The organism is Pseudomonas fluorescens NCIMB 11764 (genome assembly GCF_000293885.2).
GTDB lineage: Bacteria > Pseudomonadota > Gammaproteobacteria > Pseudomonadales > Pseudomonadaceae > Aquipseudomonas > Aquipseudomonas fluorescens_B.
Genome location: NZ_CP010945.1, coordinates 3,350,721 through 3,367,937 on the forward strand (window position 1 = coordinate 3,350,721; position 17,217 = coordinate 3,367,937).

Below are 17,217 nucleotides of genomic sequence, written 5' to 3' on the forward strand. Positions count from 1 at the left end.
AGATCGCCGCCTGCGGCAGCTCCTGCATGACCGGCTCCCGGTTATTGATCGTCAAAATACCGCTCATGCCAGTCCACCAACGGCTGTGGCGAGTTGAGCTTCTGGCCGTAGATCACCGAGTACGACAATACGTTCTGCACGTACTGGCGGGTTTCGTCGAACGGGATGCTTTCTACCCAGACGTCGAAGCTCAGGTGATCCGCGCCGCGCAGCCACTGGCGCACGCGACCCGGGCCGGCGTTGTAGGCGGCGGAGGCGAGGACGCGGTTGCCGTTGAACTGGCTGTGCACCTGGCTCAGGTAGGCGGCGCCGAGCTGGATGTTCTTGTCGGGATCGAACACATGCTGTGGCGAGGCCAGGGGAATGCTGAACTTGCGCGCGGTTTCCTTGGCGGTACCGGGCATCAGTTGCATCAGGCCGCTGGCGCCGACGCCGGAGCGGGCGTCGTCCATGAAGGCGCTTTCCTGTCGCGTGATGGCGAATACCCAGCTCGAATGCAGGCCACGGACCTTGGCTTCGCGCACCAGGGTTTCGCGGTGGGCCATCGGGAAGCGGATGTCCAGGTCGTCCCAGTACTGCGCCTGACTGATGGTGCGGATCGCCGGGAAGTACCATTTCAGGTCATAGGCCAGTTTCGCCTGGGCGACCATTTCGTCACGGTTGAAGTGGCGGCTGACGTAATACCACTCGCGACGACCGTCAACGATCTGCCCGCGTGCGTGGAATTCAAGGGCGCGACGTACACCTGGCGTGTTGCGCACTTTGTTGATCAGCGCCTGGCTAAGCACCAGCGGCTTGTTGTTCAGCGAGTACGGCAGCTGGGAGCGGTCGGCGGCGAGGAAGCCGTAGAAATCACGCTCACGGGCGAGGCCTTTGTAAAGCGTCTGCGCTTGCGGGTTCTGCGGCTGCGCCAGTTCCAGGCTGCGGGCCTGCCAGTAGCGCCAGCGGTTGGTGGTCGCCAGGTCTTGTGGCAAGCGGCGAGTCAACTGATAGGCATCGTCCCAGCGGGCCAGGCGCAATAGCAGGCGCAGGCGCCATTCGGATACGGTGTTGTCGCGCAATTCCGGGTCGTACTTGGTCATCACGTCCAGCGCCCGGCTATCAAAGCGACGAGCGAGGGTCAGGCCGATTTCCCGGGCGATCGCGACTTTTTCATCACGGGAGAAATGCATGCTGCTGGCATAGCCGTCGAGCAAGGCCATCGCCTTGTCCGGGTCTTGCTTGGCCAGGCGGCGCAAGCCGAGGCTGACGATGTCAGACATCGGTTCATCGGCCGGGGTGAAGCGCGACGGCTGATTAAGCAGTTCAGGTTTCTGCGCCACATCCACCAACAAGCGACCGCGCGGGGCGAGGGTGGTCAGGCCGTTGACCAGGCTGTTGGCCAGCGGATAGTTGCGCGCCTGGGCGGCAAGCTTCGTGCGCTCCCAGCGTTTCTGTTCGGTCAGTTGGCCTTCGGCGGCCCAGATCCCGAACAAGCCATCACACGCCCCAGGCAGCGATTTACCGGTTAGCCAGAGTTTTTCGGCGTTGGCATAACCTTCGGTCTTCTGGTTGCGCGCGATCTGATTCTGCGCGTTCAGGCAGTCCAGTTCGGTGAAATTGAGCTTGGGGTCGTAGTACTTGACGAAAGTTGCCCAGTCTCCGCGATCGGCCAGCCAGCGCAACCAGCGAAGTTTCATCCAGTTGGCTTGCGGCAGATCGCCGTGTTCGGCGAGGAATTTCTCGATTTCGGCATTGCTCGCGGTTTTCAGACGCGCGGTCAGTTCGTCATACGCAAGATAAGGCTCCAACGGGTAATCACTGAGAGCCTGGCTGTAACGGAAGTACGGACCTGTATCACCCTTGGCCAGGGCACGCTTGGCTTCATCGTAGTATTGGCGTTGGGTAGACAGGTCCACCGCCTGTGCTGTTTGGATGGCTGTGGCAGAAAGAAGAAAACTGGATAAAAGACCAAAAAGGCGGCTGCGCATGAGACGTCCGAACAGAGAAATCATGACAAGCGTTGACGATGCCAACACTGAATTAACTGTAGCTTAGCCTTTTGCCAGCAGCAGGCGAAAGCTTTGCGGGCCCGCCAGCATCAGTTCGCAACATTTGTCATGCAGAGTGCCCCGAAGGTGAAATTGCCGGCCTTCTGAAGCCTCAAGTCAGGTAGAATGCGCGCCCGGTTTTTGGAGAAGCTCATGACCCTGCTCAAATTCAGCGATGTGTCCCTTGCTTTCGGCGCTATGCCGTTGTTGGACAAGGTGTCCTGGCAGATCGCCCGTGGTGAGCGGGTGTGCATCATCGGCCGCAACGGCACTGGCAAGTCCAGCATGATGAAGCTCGTCAAGGGCGACCAGAAGCCCGATGAGGGCTCCGTCTGGCGCGCCCCCGGCCTCAAGATCGGCGAATTGCCGCAAGAATTGCCGGTAGCCGACGAGCGGACCGTGTTCGACGTGGTGGCTGAAGGCCTGGACGGTGTCGGCGAGCTGCTCGCGCAGTATCACCACCTGAGCCAGAACATCGTCACCGACGCCGACCTGGACAAACTGATGCACGTCCAGCACGACCTCGAAGCCCGTGACGGCTGGCGCTTGCAGCAACTGGTCGACAGCACGTTGAGCCGCCTGCAGTTGCCGGCCGACAAGACCCTGTCCCAGTTGTCCGGCGGCTGGCGTCGCCGCGTCCTGCTGGCGCAGGCGCTGGTGTCCGAACCGGATCTGCTGCTGCTCGACGAACCGACCAACCACCTGGACATCGGTGCAATTGCCTGGCTCGAAGAAGCGCTGAAGGATTTCCAGGGCGCCGTGCTGTTCATCACGCACGACCGTTCCTTCCTGCAGAACCTCGCGACCCGCATCCTCGAACTGGATCGCGGCGGCCTGATCGACTGGAACGGCGACTACGCCAGTTTCCTTGTGCACAAAGAAGCCTCGCTGGCCGCTGAAGAAACCGCCAACGCGCTGTTCGACAAAAAGCTGGCCCAGGAAGAAGTCTGGATCCGTCAGGGCATCAAGGCCCGTCGCACCCGTAACGAGGGCCGCGTTCGTGCCCTGAAAGCATTGCGCGTCGAGCGCAGCGAGCGTCGTGAGCGCACTGGCAAGGCCAACATTCAGCTGGACACCGCTGACAAGTCCGGCAAGCAGGTGATGGTCCTCGAGAACGTGAGCTTCGCTCACCCGGGCGGCCCGTTCCTGATCAAGGATTTCTCGATGGTCCTGACGCGCGGCGACCGTATCGGTCTGCTCGGCGCCAACGGTACCGGCAAGACCACGCTGTTGAAACTGATGCTCAGCGGCCTGCAACCGACCAGCGGCACAGTGGAAGAGGGCACGCGCATCGACGTGGCGTACTTCGATCAGTTGCGTCATCAGCTGGACCTGGAAAAGACCGTTATCGACAACGTGGCCGAAGGTCGCGACTTCATCGACATCGATGGTCAAAGCCGTCACGTGCTGAGCTACCTCGGCGACTTCCTGTTCAGCCCGCAGCGTGCCCGCACGCCGGTCAAGGCGCTGTCGGGTGGTGAGCGCGCTCGTCTGTTGCTGGCGAAACTGTTCAGCAAGCCAGCGAACCTGCTGGTCCTCGACGAACCGACCAACGACCTCGACGTGGAAACCCTCGAACTGCTGGAAGAGGTCTTGCTGACCTTCAACGGCACCGTGCTGATGGTCAGCCACGACCGGGCATTCCTCGACAACGTGGTGACCAGTACCCTGGTCTTCGAAGGTGAAGGCAAGGTTCGCGAATACGTCGGTGGTTACCAGGACTGGCTGCGCCAGGGCGGTTCGCCGCGGCTGCTGGGCGTGACCGAGAGCAAGTCCGGCAAGGCCGACCTGACGTCGGCGGTCGTTACGGCTGAGGCTGCACCCGTGGCGGCAGTGACCGAAGCGCCGGTGGCGAAGAAAAAGCTCAGCTACAAGTTGCAGCGTGAGCTGGAAATGTTGCCGGCTCAGATCGAGGCCATGGAGCAGCAGATTGCAATCGTTGAGGCCCAGATGGCCGATGCCGGTTTTTATCAGCGTCCTGCTGCCGAGACCGCCGCGGTGATCGCGCAATTGGAGCAGTTGCAGGCTGAGCTCGACGTCATGGTCGAGCGTTGGGCGGAGCTGGATGCCTGATTGATCCTGCGATAAAAAAGCCCGGCTTCACTGACGTGAATGCCGGGCTTTTTGTAGGAGGGGGTCAGCTTTTGTTTTGCAGGCGCACCGCAAGCACATCGCAAGGCGCACCGTGCAGCACGTCGTTGGCGGTTGAACCCAGCAATAGCGCCAGACCGTGCCGGCCATGACTACCCACCACGATCAGGTCACAGGTCTGTTCCTTGGCCAGGTGATGAATCTCCTGGCGCGGCTGGCCGTAGGTCAGGTGACTGTATTCCTTGGAGAGCTCCGGGTACTTCTCGATCAATCGGTCCAGTCGCTCCTTGGCCTGATCGAACTGCTGCTGTTGCAGTTGCGACAGGTCCATCGGCACGTCGCCGCCGAACGCCATGGCCATGGGCTCGACAATGTGCACCAGGGACAACTTCGCGCCATTGCTCACTGACAACTCGCGAGCACGGTGGATGACAGGGTCGCACTCTTCGGTCAGGTCTACAGCGACCAGAATGTGGTGGTAGGGCATGAGGTGCTCCTCCTGAGGATGCAATATTGATAAGTATGGCTGGTTTCAAGCGCGTTGTTTTCAAAGTGACTCAAAGCGCTCATCAAGAATCGGGAGTACAGATATGACGGTCTGGATAGTGGTGTCAATCCTGTTGGTGGTGCTGAGCCCGCTGGCATGGCTGCGACCGTCCCGTGGTCAGAGCGGGCGCATGGCCCTGCGCATGGAGGCGCGGCGCATCGGGCTGGCCATGCAACTGGCGCCTCAGGAGTGGCCGCACTGGCTCAGTCAGGAACCGCCGAGCCCCTGCGCGCAGTACCATCGACCGCGTCGCGGCAATCAGCCAGCGTGCTGGAGTTATTGGCAGAAGTCGCCGGGTGTGTGGGTGAATCAGTGGCAGGAGGTCTGCGAGGATCAGACGCTGCTCAATCATTTCGAAAAATTGCCAGCCAACGTCTACAAGGTCGAAGCGGACAAGCAGATGATCACGTTGTATTGGGGCGAGAAGGGCGAAGCGACGGTTTTGCAACAAATCGATGCCACCCTCAAGGCATTGGCCTGAAACGCGATCCTGCGTATCACGCGGAACACATCATCAGGCAATAAAAAGCCCGACATTCATCATCGGGCTGGAGTTGGCCAGGCAGGCCGGTAATTCGTTGTGGGCTGATCTTACGCCGGGCATTCGCCGACGCGTTCAATTTTTTTCCTCAATCTCACGCCCAGCGTAGCCCTTTAAACAAAGGCTGCCGCGAATTAGGGCGACTTTTCTAACTATTGATTCTATGAATGGCCTTACATGCATCCGTGTGTTGCTGGTGCTCGTGGTACGGAAATGACCGGAAAGTCGCGTTTCAACCCGTATTTTGGGCGATTGACAATTGCCGGAAATTCCGTGAAGGTGGCGTACCCAAATCAAACGGGCGTATGAATCGGGCGTTTGCATTGCAGACCGCTCCTACAGAATCCCGACTATCGCGTTGGCGGGTGTGCCGGGTGGATTGGCGTAGCATCGACGATAAACGTCCCTGCCGAGCCATTCGCCTGCGTCCGACGTGTACTGTTCAGCTTCCATATCGTGGAGATCAGTTGATGATTTACGAAGGTAAAGCCATCACGGTTAAGGCTCTTGAAAGTGGCATCGTCGAATTGAAATTCGACCTCAAGGGTGAGTCCGTCAACAAGTTCAACCGTCTAACCCTGAACGAACTGCGTCAGGCCGTAGACGCCATCAAGGCAGATGCTTCGATCAAGGGTGTGATCGTCAGCAGCGGCAAGGACGTGTTCATCGTCGGCGCCGACATCACCGAATTCGTCGAGAACTTCAAGCTGCCTGATGCAGAGCTTGTTGCAGGCAACCTCGAAGCCAACAGGATTTTCAGCGATTTCGAAGACCTCAACGTCCCGACTGTCGCCGCCATCAACGGCATCGCCCTGGGTGGCGGTCTGGAAATGTGCCTGGCGGCGGACTACCGCGTCATGTCCGCTACCGCGAAAATCGGCCTGCCGGAAGTCAAGCTGGGTATCTACCCGGGCTTCGGCGGTACCGTGCGCCTGCCGCGCATCATCGGTGCCGACAACGCCATCGAGTGGATTGCCGCGGGTAAGGAAAACCGTGCTGAAGATGCGCTGAAAGTCGGCGCTGTCGACGCAGTGGTTGCTCCCGAGAAACTGGCAGAAGCGGCTCTGAACCTGATCAAAGGCGCCATCTCCGGCGAATTTGATTACAAGGCCAAGCGTCAGCCAAAACTGGAAAAACTCAAGCTCAACGCCATCGAACAGATGATGTCGTTCGAAACCGCCAAAGGTTTCGTGGCCGGTCAGGCTGGCCCGAACTACCCGGCACCGGTCGAAGCGATCAAGACCATCCAGAAAGCCGCGAACTTCGGTCGCGACAAAGCGCTGGAAGTCGAAGCTGCAGGTTTCGTCAAACTGGCCAAGACCTCTGCCGCGCAGAGCTTGATCGGTCTGTTCCTGAACGATCAGGAACTGAAGAAAAAGGCCAAGGCCTACGACGAAATCGCCAGGGACGTGAAGCAGGCTGCCGTATTGGGCGCCGGCATCATGGGTGGCGGTATCGCCTATCAGTCGGCCTCCAAAGGTACGCCGATCCTGATGAAGGACATCAACGAGCATGGCATCGAGCAAGGCCTGGCTGAAGCCGCCAAGCTGCTGGTGAGCCGCGTTGATAAAGGTCGCATGACGGCGGCGAAAATGGCAGAAGTCCTCAACGGCATTCGTCCAACCCTGTCCTACGGTGACTTCGGTCACGTGGACCTGGTGGTCGAAGCGGTCGTCGAGAACCCGAAGGTCAAGCAAGCCGTTCTGGCCGAAGTCGAAGACAAGGTCAAAGAGGACACCATCCTCGCGTCCAACACCTCGACCATTTCCATCACCTTGCTGGCCAAGGCCCTCAAGCGTCCGGAAAACTTCGTCGGCATGCACTTCTTCAACCCGGTGCACATGATGCCGCTGGTGGAAGTGATTCGTGGCGAGAAGTCCAGCGAGCTGGCCGTTGCCACCACCGTTGCCTACGCCAAGAAAATGGGCAAGAACCCGATCGTCGTCAATGACTGCCCGGGCTTCCTGGTCAACCGCGTATTGTTCCCGTACTTCGGCGGTTTCGCCAAGCTGGTCAGCGCCGGTGTGGACTTCGTCCGTATCGACAAGGTCATGGAAAAATTCGGCTGGCCGATGGGCCCGGCGTACCTGATGGACGTGGTCGGCATCGACACCGGCCACCACGGTCGTGATGTGATGGCTGAAGGCTTCCCGGACCGCATGAAAGACGACCGTCGTTCGGCTGTCGACGTGCTTTACGAAGCCAAGCGCCTGGGCCAGAAGAATGGCAAGGGCTTCTACGCCTACGAAACCGACAAGAAGGGCAAGCAGAAGAAAGTCGCCGATCCGTCGGTGCTGGAAGTGCTCAAGCCGATCGTTTTCGAACAGCGCGACGTCACTGACGAAGACATCATCAACTGGATGATGATTCCGCTGTGCCTGGAAACCGTGCGTTGCCTGGAAGACGGCATCGTCGAAACCGCTGCCGAAGCCGACATGGGCCTGGTCTACGGTATTGGTTTCCCTCCATTCCGTGGCGGTGCGCTGCGTTACATCGATTCGATCGGTGTGGCAGAGTTCGTTGCCCTGGCTGACCAGTACGCTGATTTGGGCGCGCTGTACCACCCGACCGCGAAGCTGCGCGAAATGGCCAAAAACGGCCAGAGCTTCTTCGGTTAAGCGCCCCCAACTAGAGTGAGAGTGAATATATGAGCTTGAATCCTAGAGACGTCGTGATTGTCGACTTCGGTCGTACTCCGATGGGCCGCTCCAAGGGCGGCATGCACCGCAACACCCGCGCTGAAGACATGTCGGCGCACCTGATCAGCAAATTGCTGGAACGCAACGTCAAGGTCGACCCGAACGAAGTCGAAGACGTGATCTGGGGCTGTGTGAACCAGACCCTGGAGCAGGGCTGGAACATCGCCCGCATGGCGTCCCTGATGACTCAGATCCCGCACACCGCTGCCGGCCAGACCGTCAGCCGCCTGTGCGGTTCGTCGATGAGCGCACTGCACACGGCTGCGCAAGCGATCATGACCGGCAACGGTGACGTGTTCGTGGTTGGCGGCGTCGAGCACATGGGCCACGTGAGCATGATGCACGGTGTCGATCCGAACCCGCACATGTCCCTGTACGCGGCGAAAGCCTCGGGCATGATGGGCCTGACCGCTGAAATGCTGGGCAAAATGCACGGCATCACTCGCGAACAACAGGACGCTTTCGGCGTGCGCTCCCACCAACTCGCTTACAAGGCGACCTTGGAAGGCAAGTTCAAAGACGAAATCATCCCGATGCAGGGCTACGACGAGAACGGTTTCCTGAAACTGTTCGACTACGACGAAACCATTCGTCCGGAAACCACCCTGGAAAGCCTGGCGGCATTGAAGCCAGCGTTCAACCCGAAGGGCGGCACCGTGACAGCCGGTACTTCGTCGCAGATCACCGACGGTGCTTCGTGCATGATCGTGATGTCGGCGCAGCGTGCACAGGACCTGGGCATCCAGCCTCTGGCGGTGATTCGCTCGATGGCCGTGGCAGGTGTGGATCCGGCGATCATGGGCTATGGTCCAGTACCGGCGACACAGAAAGCACTGAAGCGCGCGGGCCTTGGCATCAACGATATCGACTTCTTCGAGCTCAACGAAGCTTTCGCCGCGCAGGCCCTGCCAGTGCTGAAAGATCTGAAAGTGCTCGACAAGATGAACGAGAAGGTTAACCTGCACGGCGGCGCGATCGCCCTGGGTCATCCGTTCGGCTGCTCCGGTGCGCGTATCTCCGGCACTTTGCTGAACGTGATGAAGCAAAATGGCGGCACCTTCGGGGTAGCCACCATGTGCATTGGTCTCGGCCAAGGCATCTCCACCGTCTTCGAACGCGTTTAAGCGTTCCGTTGACGGAAGCCGGGGCCAAGTGCCCCGGTTTTTGTTTTTCCGGATTTATTTTTGTTTTTATTTTGAAAAGATTTGAGTGAGGGCCAAACCATGCCGATACAACCTGGGCTCTACCAACATTACAAAGGTCCGCAGTACCGCGTATTCAGCATTGCGCGGCATTCGGAAACCGAAGAAGAAGTGGTCTTCTACCAAGCCCTGTATGGCGATTACGGCTTTTGGGTGCGTCCCTTGAGCATGTTCCTGGAGTCGGTCGAGGTTGACGGCGAACAGGTGCCACGCTTTGCTTTGGTGCAAGCCGAACCGAGCCTTTTTTCGAAGGCATAAGCTGAGATCGCGCACAACCCTGCGCTTGACCTCACCTTGTAGCCACTATATATAGCGGTGCCGCGTCAGGCGCCAACCGCCTTTCACTTCTAGAATTCAGGAATTTTCTGATCCATGGGCAAATCGCTGGTCATTGTGGAATCCCCGGCTAAGGCCAAGACCATCAACAAGTATCTGGGTAACCAATACGTGGTGAAGTCGAGTATCGGCCATATCCGAGACCTGCCCACCAGCGGTTCGGCTAGCGCCAGCAAAGAGCCAGCCGCCAAGCGCGGCAAGGCCGCCGCGGGTGAAGGTCCGGTGCTCACGCCGAAAGAGAAAGCGCGCAAGCAGCTGGTCTCGCGCATGGGTGTCGATCCCGATCATGGCTGGAAAGCCAAGTACGAGATCCTCCCGGGCAAGGAAAAGGTTATCGAAGAGCTGCGCCGGCTCGCCAAGGATGCTGACACCATCTATCTCGCAACCGACTTGGATCGCGAGGGGGAAGCCATTGCCTGGCACCTGCGCGAAGCCATCGGGGGTGACGACAGCCGCTACAAGCGCGTGGTGTTCAACGAAATTACCAAGAAGGCGATTCAGGAAGCCTTCTCCAAGCCGGGCGAGCTGGACATCGATCGTGTAAATGCCCAGCAGGCGCGTCGTTTCCTCGACCGCGTGGTGGGTTACATGGTTTCGCCGCTGCTGTGGGCAAAGATCGCCCGTGGCTTGTCCGCCGGTCGTGTGCAATCGGTTGCCGTGAAGCTGGTGGTCGAGCGTGAACGCGAAATACGTGCGTTCAACCCGGAAGAGTACTGGGAAGTCCACGCTGACCTCGGCACCGCGAAGGGCGCCACCGTGCGCTTCGACGTGGCTCGTGAGAAAGGCGAGGCGTTCAAACCGTTGAACGAAGCCCAGGCCATGGCCGCGCTGGAGAAGCTCAAGGCCTCCAGCTACAGCATCGTCAAACGCGAAGACAAGCCGACCAGTAGCAAGCCGTCGGCGCCGTTCATCACATCCACCCTGCAACAGGCCGCGAGCAACCGCCTGGGCTTCGGTGTGAAGAAAACCATGATGATGGCCCAGCGTTTGTACGAAGCCGGCTACATCACGTATATGCGTACCGACTCCACCAACCTCTCGGCCGATGCCGTGACGATGGCGCGTACCTATATTGAAGGCGAGTTTGGCAAGAAGTACCTGCCGGAAACCCCGAACGTCTACAGCAGCAAGGAAGGCGCACAAGAGGCTCACGAAGCGATTCGTCCGTCCGACGCCAACACCGAGCCAAGCAAGCTGTCGGGCATGGAGCGCGATGCAGAGCGGCTCTACGAGCTGATCTGGCGCCAGTTCCTCGCCTGCCAGATGTTGCCGGCCCAATACTTGTCGACCACGGTCACTGTCGGTGCCGGGGATTTCGAGCTGCGCGCCAAGGGCCGCATCCTCAAGTTCGACGGTTACACCCGCGTCATGCCGCAAATCGCCAAGCCTGGCGATGACGACGTGCTGCCGGACATGGCCCAGGGCGACGTGATGAAGCTGATCAAGCTTGATCCGACCCAGCACTTCACCAAGCCGCCGGCGCGTTACTCGGAAGCGAGCCTGGTGAAAGAAATGGAAAAACGCGGCATCGGTCGTCCTTCGACCTATGCTGCGATCATTTCGACCATCCAGGACCGCGGGTATGTAGCGCTGCACAACCGTCGTTTCTATTCGGAAAAGATGGGTGACATCGTCACCGAGCGTCTGTCCGAGAGCTTCTCCAATCTCATGGACTACGGCTTCACCGCCGGCATGGAAGAGAACCTCGATGACGTGGCCCAGGGCGAACGCGACTGGAAAAACGTGCTGGACGAGTTCTACGGCGACTTCAAGAAAAAACTCGAAGTAGCCGAAAGCGCCGAAAACGGCATGCGTGCCAACCAGCCGGTGATGACTGACATTCCGTGCCTGACCTGTGGCCGACCGATGCAGATTCGTACCGCATCGACTGGCGTATTCCTCGGTTGCTCGGGTTACAGCCTGCCGCCGAAAGAACGCTGCAAGGCCACCGTCAACCTGGTGCCGGGCGACGAGATCGCGGCGGACGACGAGGGTGAATCGGAGTCGCTGGTTCTGCGCGGCAAGCATCGTTGCCCTATCTGCAGCACCGCGATGGACGCTTACTTGCTCGACGAGAAGCGCAAGTTGCACATCTGCGGCAACAACCCGGATTGCGACGGCTACGAAATCGAAGAGGGCACCTATCGCATCAAGGGCTATGAAGGTCCGAGCCTGGAATGCGACAAGTGTGGCAGCGAGATGCAACTCAAGACTGGCCGTTTCGGCAAGTTCTTCGGTTGCACCAACCCGACGTGCAAGAACACCCGCAAACTGCTGAAAAGCGGTGACGCGGCGCCGCCGAAGATGGACCCGGTGAAGATGCCTGAGCTGAAATGCGAAAAGGTCAACGACACCTACATCCTGCGCGACGGTGCTTCCGGGCTGTTCCTGGCGGCGAGCCAGTTCCCGAAAAACCGCGAGACCCGTGCTCCGCTGGTCATGGAAATCGTGCCGCACAAGGATGAGATCGATCCGAAGTATCATTTCCTCTGTGAAGCGCCGAAGAAAGACCCGGACGGCCTCCCGGCAGTAATCCGTTACAGCCGCAAAACCAAAGAGCAGTACGTTCAGACCGAAGTCGACGGTAAGCCGACCGGGTGGAAGGCGTACTACGACGGCGGCAAGTGGACAGTTGAAGACAAGCGTCCAGCAGCCAAAGCATAAAAGCCACAGGCACAAAAAGGCCGCATGACAACCCTCGGGTTTTCAAGCGGCCTTTTTGTTTTGGGCTTGCGGTGAGCTTGGGTGATCCACGACACTGTCTGACCTGCGTGAAGCAATTATTTCGTTGTGGAGGCTGCCGTCATGGCCCACGAACTCTATACCCGTACCAACCAGAAGATTTATTTCGCCGGCCTGTCGCTTGAGGCGCTCGCGAAGGCCGAAGAGGGGCGGGCGATGAATTCCCTGGCGCTGATTCAGGCCGGGCGCGAATCGGCATTGTTTCACTTGTACGGCGCATTGCTGGGGCTGTGCCATGAAATCGCTGGTTTCTATCGCTTGCCGCAGGCCAATGCGCCTCGGGCGGAAATGCTGCTGACCCGGGAAGTGCTTGAGGCCATCGCCATTCCTGAAATGGCCGAGATGGTCGAGTTGGCGCAGAACCCCGAAACCTGGCTGGCCAAGCTACTGTCAGCGCATGCGGCGCTGTTTCAGCCGCCTCGCGCTCCGCACAAACCCAAAGGCGACGTGACACAGCCGTTGATCCTGGCCGTTAATCTTGATGAAGAGGACGCGCCCGAAGAGTTGAGCCGGGAAGAACTGGAGGGTTGGCGTCAGAACCTCAAAGGTCTGGCGATCCGGTTTCGCGAAGGCTTGAACGAGTGCTGAGGGATTGAGTGTTCGATGGACGGATGCGAGAGACTGTCCGTTCAGGGATGAGCGTGCTGTCAGAAATTTCTCTTCCTGGTGGCATCTGGTCAAGATCCCGAGCGAAGCCTGGCCGATGCCTATATAATCCTCGCCTTTCGTGGAGAACAGACCTTTATGCCAACGTCCTTTCTAGAAATTGTCGAGTTACCAGACGGCCGAATCGAGCTGCGCAGGGCTGAGGACGAGGGTTCTCTGGTTACTTTGGATTTCTCCGAGGATGCCAAGGCGTTCCTGCAAGGCCAGCACGTGGAAGTCGCCAAGGCGATGTTGAGCGTGGGTGTTCAGATGGCTGGTCGCCTGGTTGAAGGCGATTTCAATACCAATGAGGGGGCTCGGGTTCTTCATTGATCCCCGTTCGTCGCATTTAACTGATACCGCTATTGATCGGCTTCTCTGTCCCTGGAGAAGCCCCGCATTGCTCAGCTCACTCTTCGTTCAGCCCAGTCGAATATTCAGGCTTTGTGCGTCCCCGGTCCGGGCGGCGCTGATCAACTGTTGCCGTGACGTGGTGCTCAACGGGTTGAGCCAACTGACGACGGTGTGGCTGCGACCCAGGCGCAAGGCTTCGCAGGTCAGCTGTTGTGCGCTTTGGGTGCCGCGCGGTTGCAGCAGCAAAATACGTTCACGATTCAGGCCGGCTTCTCGCAGCCAGGTTTGTGTCAGGCTGGCGGGCGGGGCGATCAGTGTCAGCCAGCGCGCATCCTGATCCTCGCTCAACTCCCTGAGGATCGGTGCCAGAAGGCTCAGGCAGTTCCCGGCCGCACCACGCAGTGACAGCTCACTGAAAACTTCGGGTTCGGCGCTCCAGGGCGACTCGACCACGTCTTTCAGAATCGGTGCCATCGGCTGCACCATGAAAGCCTCGAACAACGGCAGTTGGGCTTGCTGTGATGTGTGTGGGAACTGCATAAAGCCTCCTTTAGCGGCGAATGACGCCGACACTCAAGCCTTCGATCACCAGCTCCTGATCTTTCAGGTTCACTTCGATAGGGGCGAATTCAGGGTTCTCGGCAATCAGCCAGACTTTGCTGCCGTCACGCTTGAAGCGTTTGACTGTCACTTCGTCACCGATACGCGCCACCACGATCTGGCCGTTGCGGGCTTCGCGGGTGGTATGGACGGCCAACAGGTCGCCATCGAAAATTCCCACATCCTTCATGCTCATGCCATGAACGCGCAGTAAATAGTCAGCACGAGGATGGAAGAACGCAGGATTGATGTTGCAGGACTCTTCGATGTGCTGCTGGGCAAGGATCGGCGCACCGGCAGCGACCCGGCCAATGATTGGCAGGGTGGACTCGTCTGCCTTGGCTTCGAAGCCGGGGATGCGGATGCCGCGGGAGGCGCCTGGCGTCATCTCGATGGCGCCTTTGCGAGCCAGTGCCTTGAGGTGTTCTTCTGCCGCATTGGGCGACTTGAAACCCAGTTCCTGAGCGATTTCCGCGCGGGTCGGCGGGTAGCCGTTGTCTTCAAGGCAGCGTTTGATGAAGGCCAGAATCTCGGCTTGGCGTGGCGTCAGCTTTAGCATATTGATCGCTCTGTCTTTTTATACAGTGACTGGGATTATATACAGTGAAAGCATCTTGGCAATGCCCCATTTTTTTCCGGCCGCCGGACGGTCATTCAGCGTGCTGATTAACACGGCGCAGATGTATGGTTAAATAGCTGACCGAGCATTCCCGAAACGAACCGGCAGGCTTGACAAGGCCAGGGTTGAAACGTATGTTTCAAACAAGTGTTTGTCAGGCGGAGTAGCCATGGCCCAGTCGGAAACCGTTGAACGCATTCTCGATGCTGCGGAGCAGTTGTTCGCGGAAAAAGGTTTTGCTGAAACCTCACTGCGTTTAATCACCAGCAAGGCCGGGGTCAATCTGGCGGCTGTGAATTATCACTTCGGCTCGAAGAAGGCGCTGATTCAAGCCGTATTCTCGCGTTTTCTCGGACCGTTCTGCCTGAGCCTCGATAAAGAGCTGGAGCGGCGCCAGGCCAAGCCCGAGAACAAGCCGACACTTGAAGAACTGCTGGAAATCCTCGTCGAGCAAGCCCTGGTGGTGCAGCCACGCAGCGGCAACGATCTCTCCATCTTCATGCGATTGCTGGGACTGGCATTCAGCCAGAGCCAGGGTCACTTGCGTCGGTATCTCGAAGACATGTACGGCAAGGTATTCCGCCGCTACATGACGCTGGTCAACGAAGCCGCACCGCGCATTCCGCCGATCGAACTGTTCTGGCGTGTGCACTTCATGCTGGGTGCTGCGGCGTTCAGCATGTCCGGTATCAAGGCCTTGCGTGCGATTGCCGAAACCGATTTCGGCGTCAACACCTCCATCGAGCAAGTGATGCGCCTGATGGTGCCGTTCCTGGCGGCCGGCATGCGTGCTGAAACCGGGGTGACCGACACGGCCATGGCCACTGCGCAGTTGCGTCCGCGCAGCAAATCGACACAGGTTGCCGCCAAGGTTTAACCGCACACGGGTGGGCGCGGCAGCTGACATCCGCTAAGCTAGCCGCCCATGCCGACTCTCGTTCTGAACCCGCTCCCCATTTTTATCGCCGACCTGCAGGGCACAGCCCAGGGCGGCGAATGCGTGCGAGCCAGGTTTATCGTTATCAAGGAATCTCTATGACTGCTGGCCTGCAAGGCTCGTTGATGGTGGACGTCGCCGGTACCTGGCTGACGGCCGAGGATCGCCAATTGTTGCGCCAGCCCGAAGTGGGTGGCCTGATCATTTTTGCCCGCAACATCGAGCACCCGCGTCAGGTGCGCGAACTGAGCGCCTCGATTCGTGCCATTCGCCCCGATCTGCTGCTGGCAGTGGATCAGGAGGGCGGTCGTGTGCAACGCCTGCGCCAGGGCTTCGTGCGACTGCCGGCCATGCGCGCCATTGCCGACAATCCGAACGCCGAATACCTGGCGGAACAGTGCGGCTGGATCATGGCTACCGAAGTGTTGGCCGTGGGCCTCGACCTGAGCTTTGCCCCGGTGCTGGATCTCGATTACCAGCGCAGCGCCGTGGTCGGCACCCGTTCGTTTGAAGGTGATCCGGAGCGCGCGGCGCTGCTGGCCGGTGCATTTATCCGTGGGATGAACAGCGCGGGAATGGCGGCCACCGGCAAGCACTTCCCCGGACACGGCTGGGCCGAGGCGGATTCCCACGTCGCGATCCCGAATGACGAACGCAGCCTCGACGAGATCCGCGCCAACGATCTGGTGCCGTTCGCCCGGTTGAGCAAGCAATTGGCCGCCGTCATGCCGGCCCATGTCATTTACCCGCAAGTCGATTCCCAACCCGCCGGCTTCTCCCGTCGCTGGTTGCAGGACATCCTGCGCGGCGAATTGCAGTTCGATGGCGTGATCTTCAGCGACGATCTGTCGATGGCCGGCGCCCATGTGGTCGGTGATGCTGCCAGCCGAATCGAAGCCGCATTGTCTGCCGGTTGTGACATGGGCCTGGTGTGCAACGACCGCGCCGCTGCGGAACTCGCCCTGAGCGCCGCCCAGCGTTTGAAGGTCAAGCCGTCCGAGCGCATCGCGCGCATGCGTGGCCAGTCGTACGCCAGCACTGAATACCGTCAGGATCCGCGATGGCTGACAGCCATTGGCGCGCTCAAAGACGCTCAACTGATTGAATAAGGACTTCACGTTATGACGGTTTACGCGATTATTGGTGGCACCGGCCTGACTCAACTCGAAGGCCTGAGCATTCGTCAGTCGTTGGCGGTGGACACTCCTTATGGCGCACCTTCGGCCGAAGTGCAGATCGGTGAGTATGCCGGCAAGGAAGTGTTGTTCCTCGCACGTCACGGGCACCCGCACCGTTTTCCACCGCATCAGGTGAACTACCGCGCCAACCTCTGGGCATTGAAGCAGGCCGGTGCCGAGGCGATCCTTGCAGTCAATGCAGTAGGGGGGATTCATGCCGCCATGGGCACCGGACATTTCTGCGTGCCGCACCAACTGATCGACTACACCAGCGGCCGCGAACACACCTATTTTGCCGATGACCTGGAGCAGGTCACCCATATCGACTTCAGCTATCCCTACAGCGAATCGCTGCGTCAGCAATTGATCGCGGCGCTGGCGGCTGAAGGCGTCGGCTACAGCAGCCATGGCGTGTATGCGTGCACCCAGGGCCCGCGTCTGGAAACAGTGGCGGAGATTGCGCGCCTGGAGCGTGACGGTTGCGACATCGTCGGCATGACCGGCATGCCGGAAGCAGCGTTGGCACGCGAGCTGGAACTGGATTACGCCTGTCTGGCATTGGTGGTGAACCCGGCAGCGGGCAAGTCGACAGCGGTGATCACCATGGCGGAGATCGAGCAGGCGCTGCATGACGGCATGGGCAAGGTCAAATCCACATTGGCGCGGGTATTGGCGGGTTGAGCTCAAGCGACCGGA

At 59.4% G+C, this 17,217-nt stretch carries 15 protein-coding genes; 11 read left to right on the forward strand and 4 right to left on the reverse strand.

The window, feature by feature from the left end; genetic code table 11:
• Nucleotides 1–41: 41 nt before the first annotated feature.
• Nucleotides 42–1,970: a transglycosylase SLT domain-containing protein gene (locus tag B723_RS15370; RefSeq protein WP_017337551.1), complete on the reverse strand. Its 1,929-nt coding sequence runs from the start codon at nt 1,968–1,970 to the stop codon at nt 42–44.
• A gap of 213 nt (nt 1,971–2,183) precedes the next feature.
• Here B723_RS15370 and B723_RS15375 point away from each other — a divergent pair, with 213 nt between their 5' ends.
• Entirely contained in the window at nt 2,184–4,103 is a 1,920-nt protein-coding gene (locus tag B723_RS15375) for an ATP-binding cassette domain-containing protein (protein ID WP_017337553.1), read from the forward strand.
• Nucleotides 4,104–4,167: 64 nt separating this feature from the next.
• On the opposite strand, the gene B723_RS15380 is transcribed toward B723_RS15375, so the two are convergent.
• Nucleotides 4,168–4,608, reverse strand: coding sequence for a universal stress protein (locus B723_RS15380; protein WP_017337554.1), 441 nt, complete (start codon nt 4,606–4,608; stop codon nt 4,168–4,170).
• Between the two features lie 103 nt (nt 4,609–4,711).
• Here B723_RS15380 and B723_RS15385 point away from each other — a divergent pair, with 103 nt between their 5' ends.
• The 7 genes from B723_RS15385 to B723_RS15415 all read left to right on the forward strand — a co-directional run bounded on the left by B723_RS15385 (nt 4,712) and on the right by B723_RS15415 (nt 13,166).
• Nucleotides 4,712–5,149, forward strand: a complete 438-nt coding sequence (locus B723_RS15385) for a hypothetical protein (protein ID WP_017337555.1) — start codon at nt 4,712–4,714, stop codon at nt 5,147–5,149.
• Between the two features lie 530 nt (nt 5,150–5,679).
• On the forward strand, nt 5,680–7,827 hold the full coding sequence (gene fadB, locus B723_RS15390; protein ID WP_017337556.1) for a fatty acid oxidation complex subunit alpha FadB: 2,148 nt from the start codon (nt 5,680–5,682) through the stop codon (nt 7,825–7,827).
• A 29-nt stretch (nt 7,828–7,856) separates the two neighbouring features.
• The gene (fadA, locus tag B723_RS15395; RefSeq protein WP_017337557.1) at nt 7,857–9,032 is read left to right on the forward strand and encodes an acetyl-CoA C-acyltransferase FadA; all 1,176 of its coding nucleotides are present in this window, start codon (nt 7,857–7,859) and stop codon (nt 9,030–9,032) included.
• A 99-nt stretch (nt 9,033–9,131) separates the two neighbouring features.
• On the forward strand, nt 9,132–9,368 hold the full coding sequence (locus B723_RS15400; protein WP_017337558.1) for a DUF1653 domain-containing protein: 237 nt from the start codon (nt 9,132–9,134) through the stop codon (nt 9,366–9,368).
• A gap of 114 nt (nt 9,369–9,482) precedes the next feature.
• Nucleotides 9,483–12,110 (forward strand): type I DNA topoisomerase, encoded by a 2,628-nt coding sequence (topA, locus tag B723_RS15405; protein WP_017337559.1) that lies wholly within the window; start codon nt 9,483–9,485, stop codon nt 12,108–12,110.
• 141 nt (nt 12,111–12,251) lie between these two features.
• A complete protein-coding gene (locus tag B723_RS15410) occupies nt 12,252–12,776 on the forward strand; it encodes a DUF6586 family protein (RefSeq protein ID WP_017337560.1) in 525 nt (174 codons plus the stop codon).
• A gap of 156 nt (nt 12,777–12,932) precedes the next feature.
• Nucleotides 12,933–13,166: a hypothetical protein gene (locus tag B723_RS15415; protein WP_017337561.1), complete on the forward strand. Its 234-nt coding sequence runs from the start codon at nt 12,933–12,935 to the stop codon at nt 13,164–13,166.
• A gap of 87 nt (nt 13,167–13,253) precedes the next feature.
• On the opposite strand, the gene sulA is transcribed toward B723_RS15415, so the two are convergent.
• Both sulA and lexA read right to left on the reverse strand, forming a co-directional pair.
• The gene (gene sulA, locus B723_RS15420; protein WP_017337562.1) at nt 13,254–13,727 is read right to left on the reverse strand and encodes an SOS-induced cell division inhibitor SulA; all 474 of its coding nucleotides are present in this window, start codon (nt 13,725–13,727) and stop codon (nt 13,254–13,256) included.
• A gap of 10 nt (nt 13,728–13,737) precedes the next feature.
• Nucleotides 13,738–14,346: a transcriptional repressor LexA gene (lexA, locus tag B723_RS15425; RefSeq protein WP_007944149.1), complete on the reverse strand. Its 609-nt coding sequence runs from the start codon at nt 14,344–14,346 to the stop codon at nt 13,738–13,740.
• Between the two features lie 229 nt (nt 14,347–14,575).
• Between lexA and psrA the strand changes: the two genes are divergently transcribed.
• From psrA to B723_RS15440, 3 genes are all read left to right on the forward strand, one after another.
• The gene (gene psrA, locus B723_RS15430; RefSeq protein ID WP_017337563.1) at nt 14,576–15,283 is read left to right on the forward strand and encodes a transcriptional regulator PsrA; all 708 of its coding nucleotides are present in this window, start codon (nt 14,576–14,578) and stop codon (nt 15,281–15,283) included.
• 170 nt (nt 15,284–15,453) lie between these two features.
• Entirely contained in the window at nt 15,454–16,452 is a 999-nt protein-coding gene (gene nagZ, locus B723_RS15435) for a beta-N-acetylhexosaminidase (RefSeq protein WP_174602651.1), read from the forward strand.
• A gap of 12 nt (nt 16,453–16,464) precedes the next feature.
• Nucleotides 16,465–17,202 carry an S-methyl-5'-thioinosine phosphorylase gene (locus B723_RS15440; protein WP_017337565.1) on the forward strand — a complete coding sequence of 246 codons (738 nt, stop codon included), beginning with the start codon at nt 16,465–16,467 and terminating at the stop codon, nt 17,200–17,202.
• The last annotated feature ends 15 nt before the right edge of the window (nt 17,203–17,217 follow it).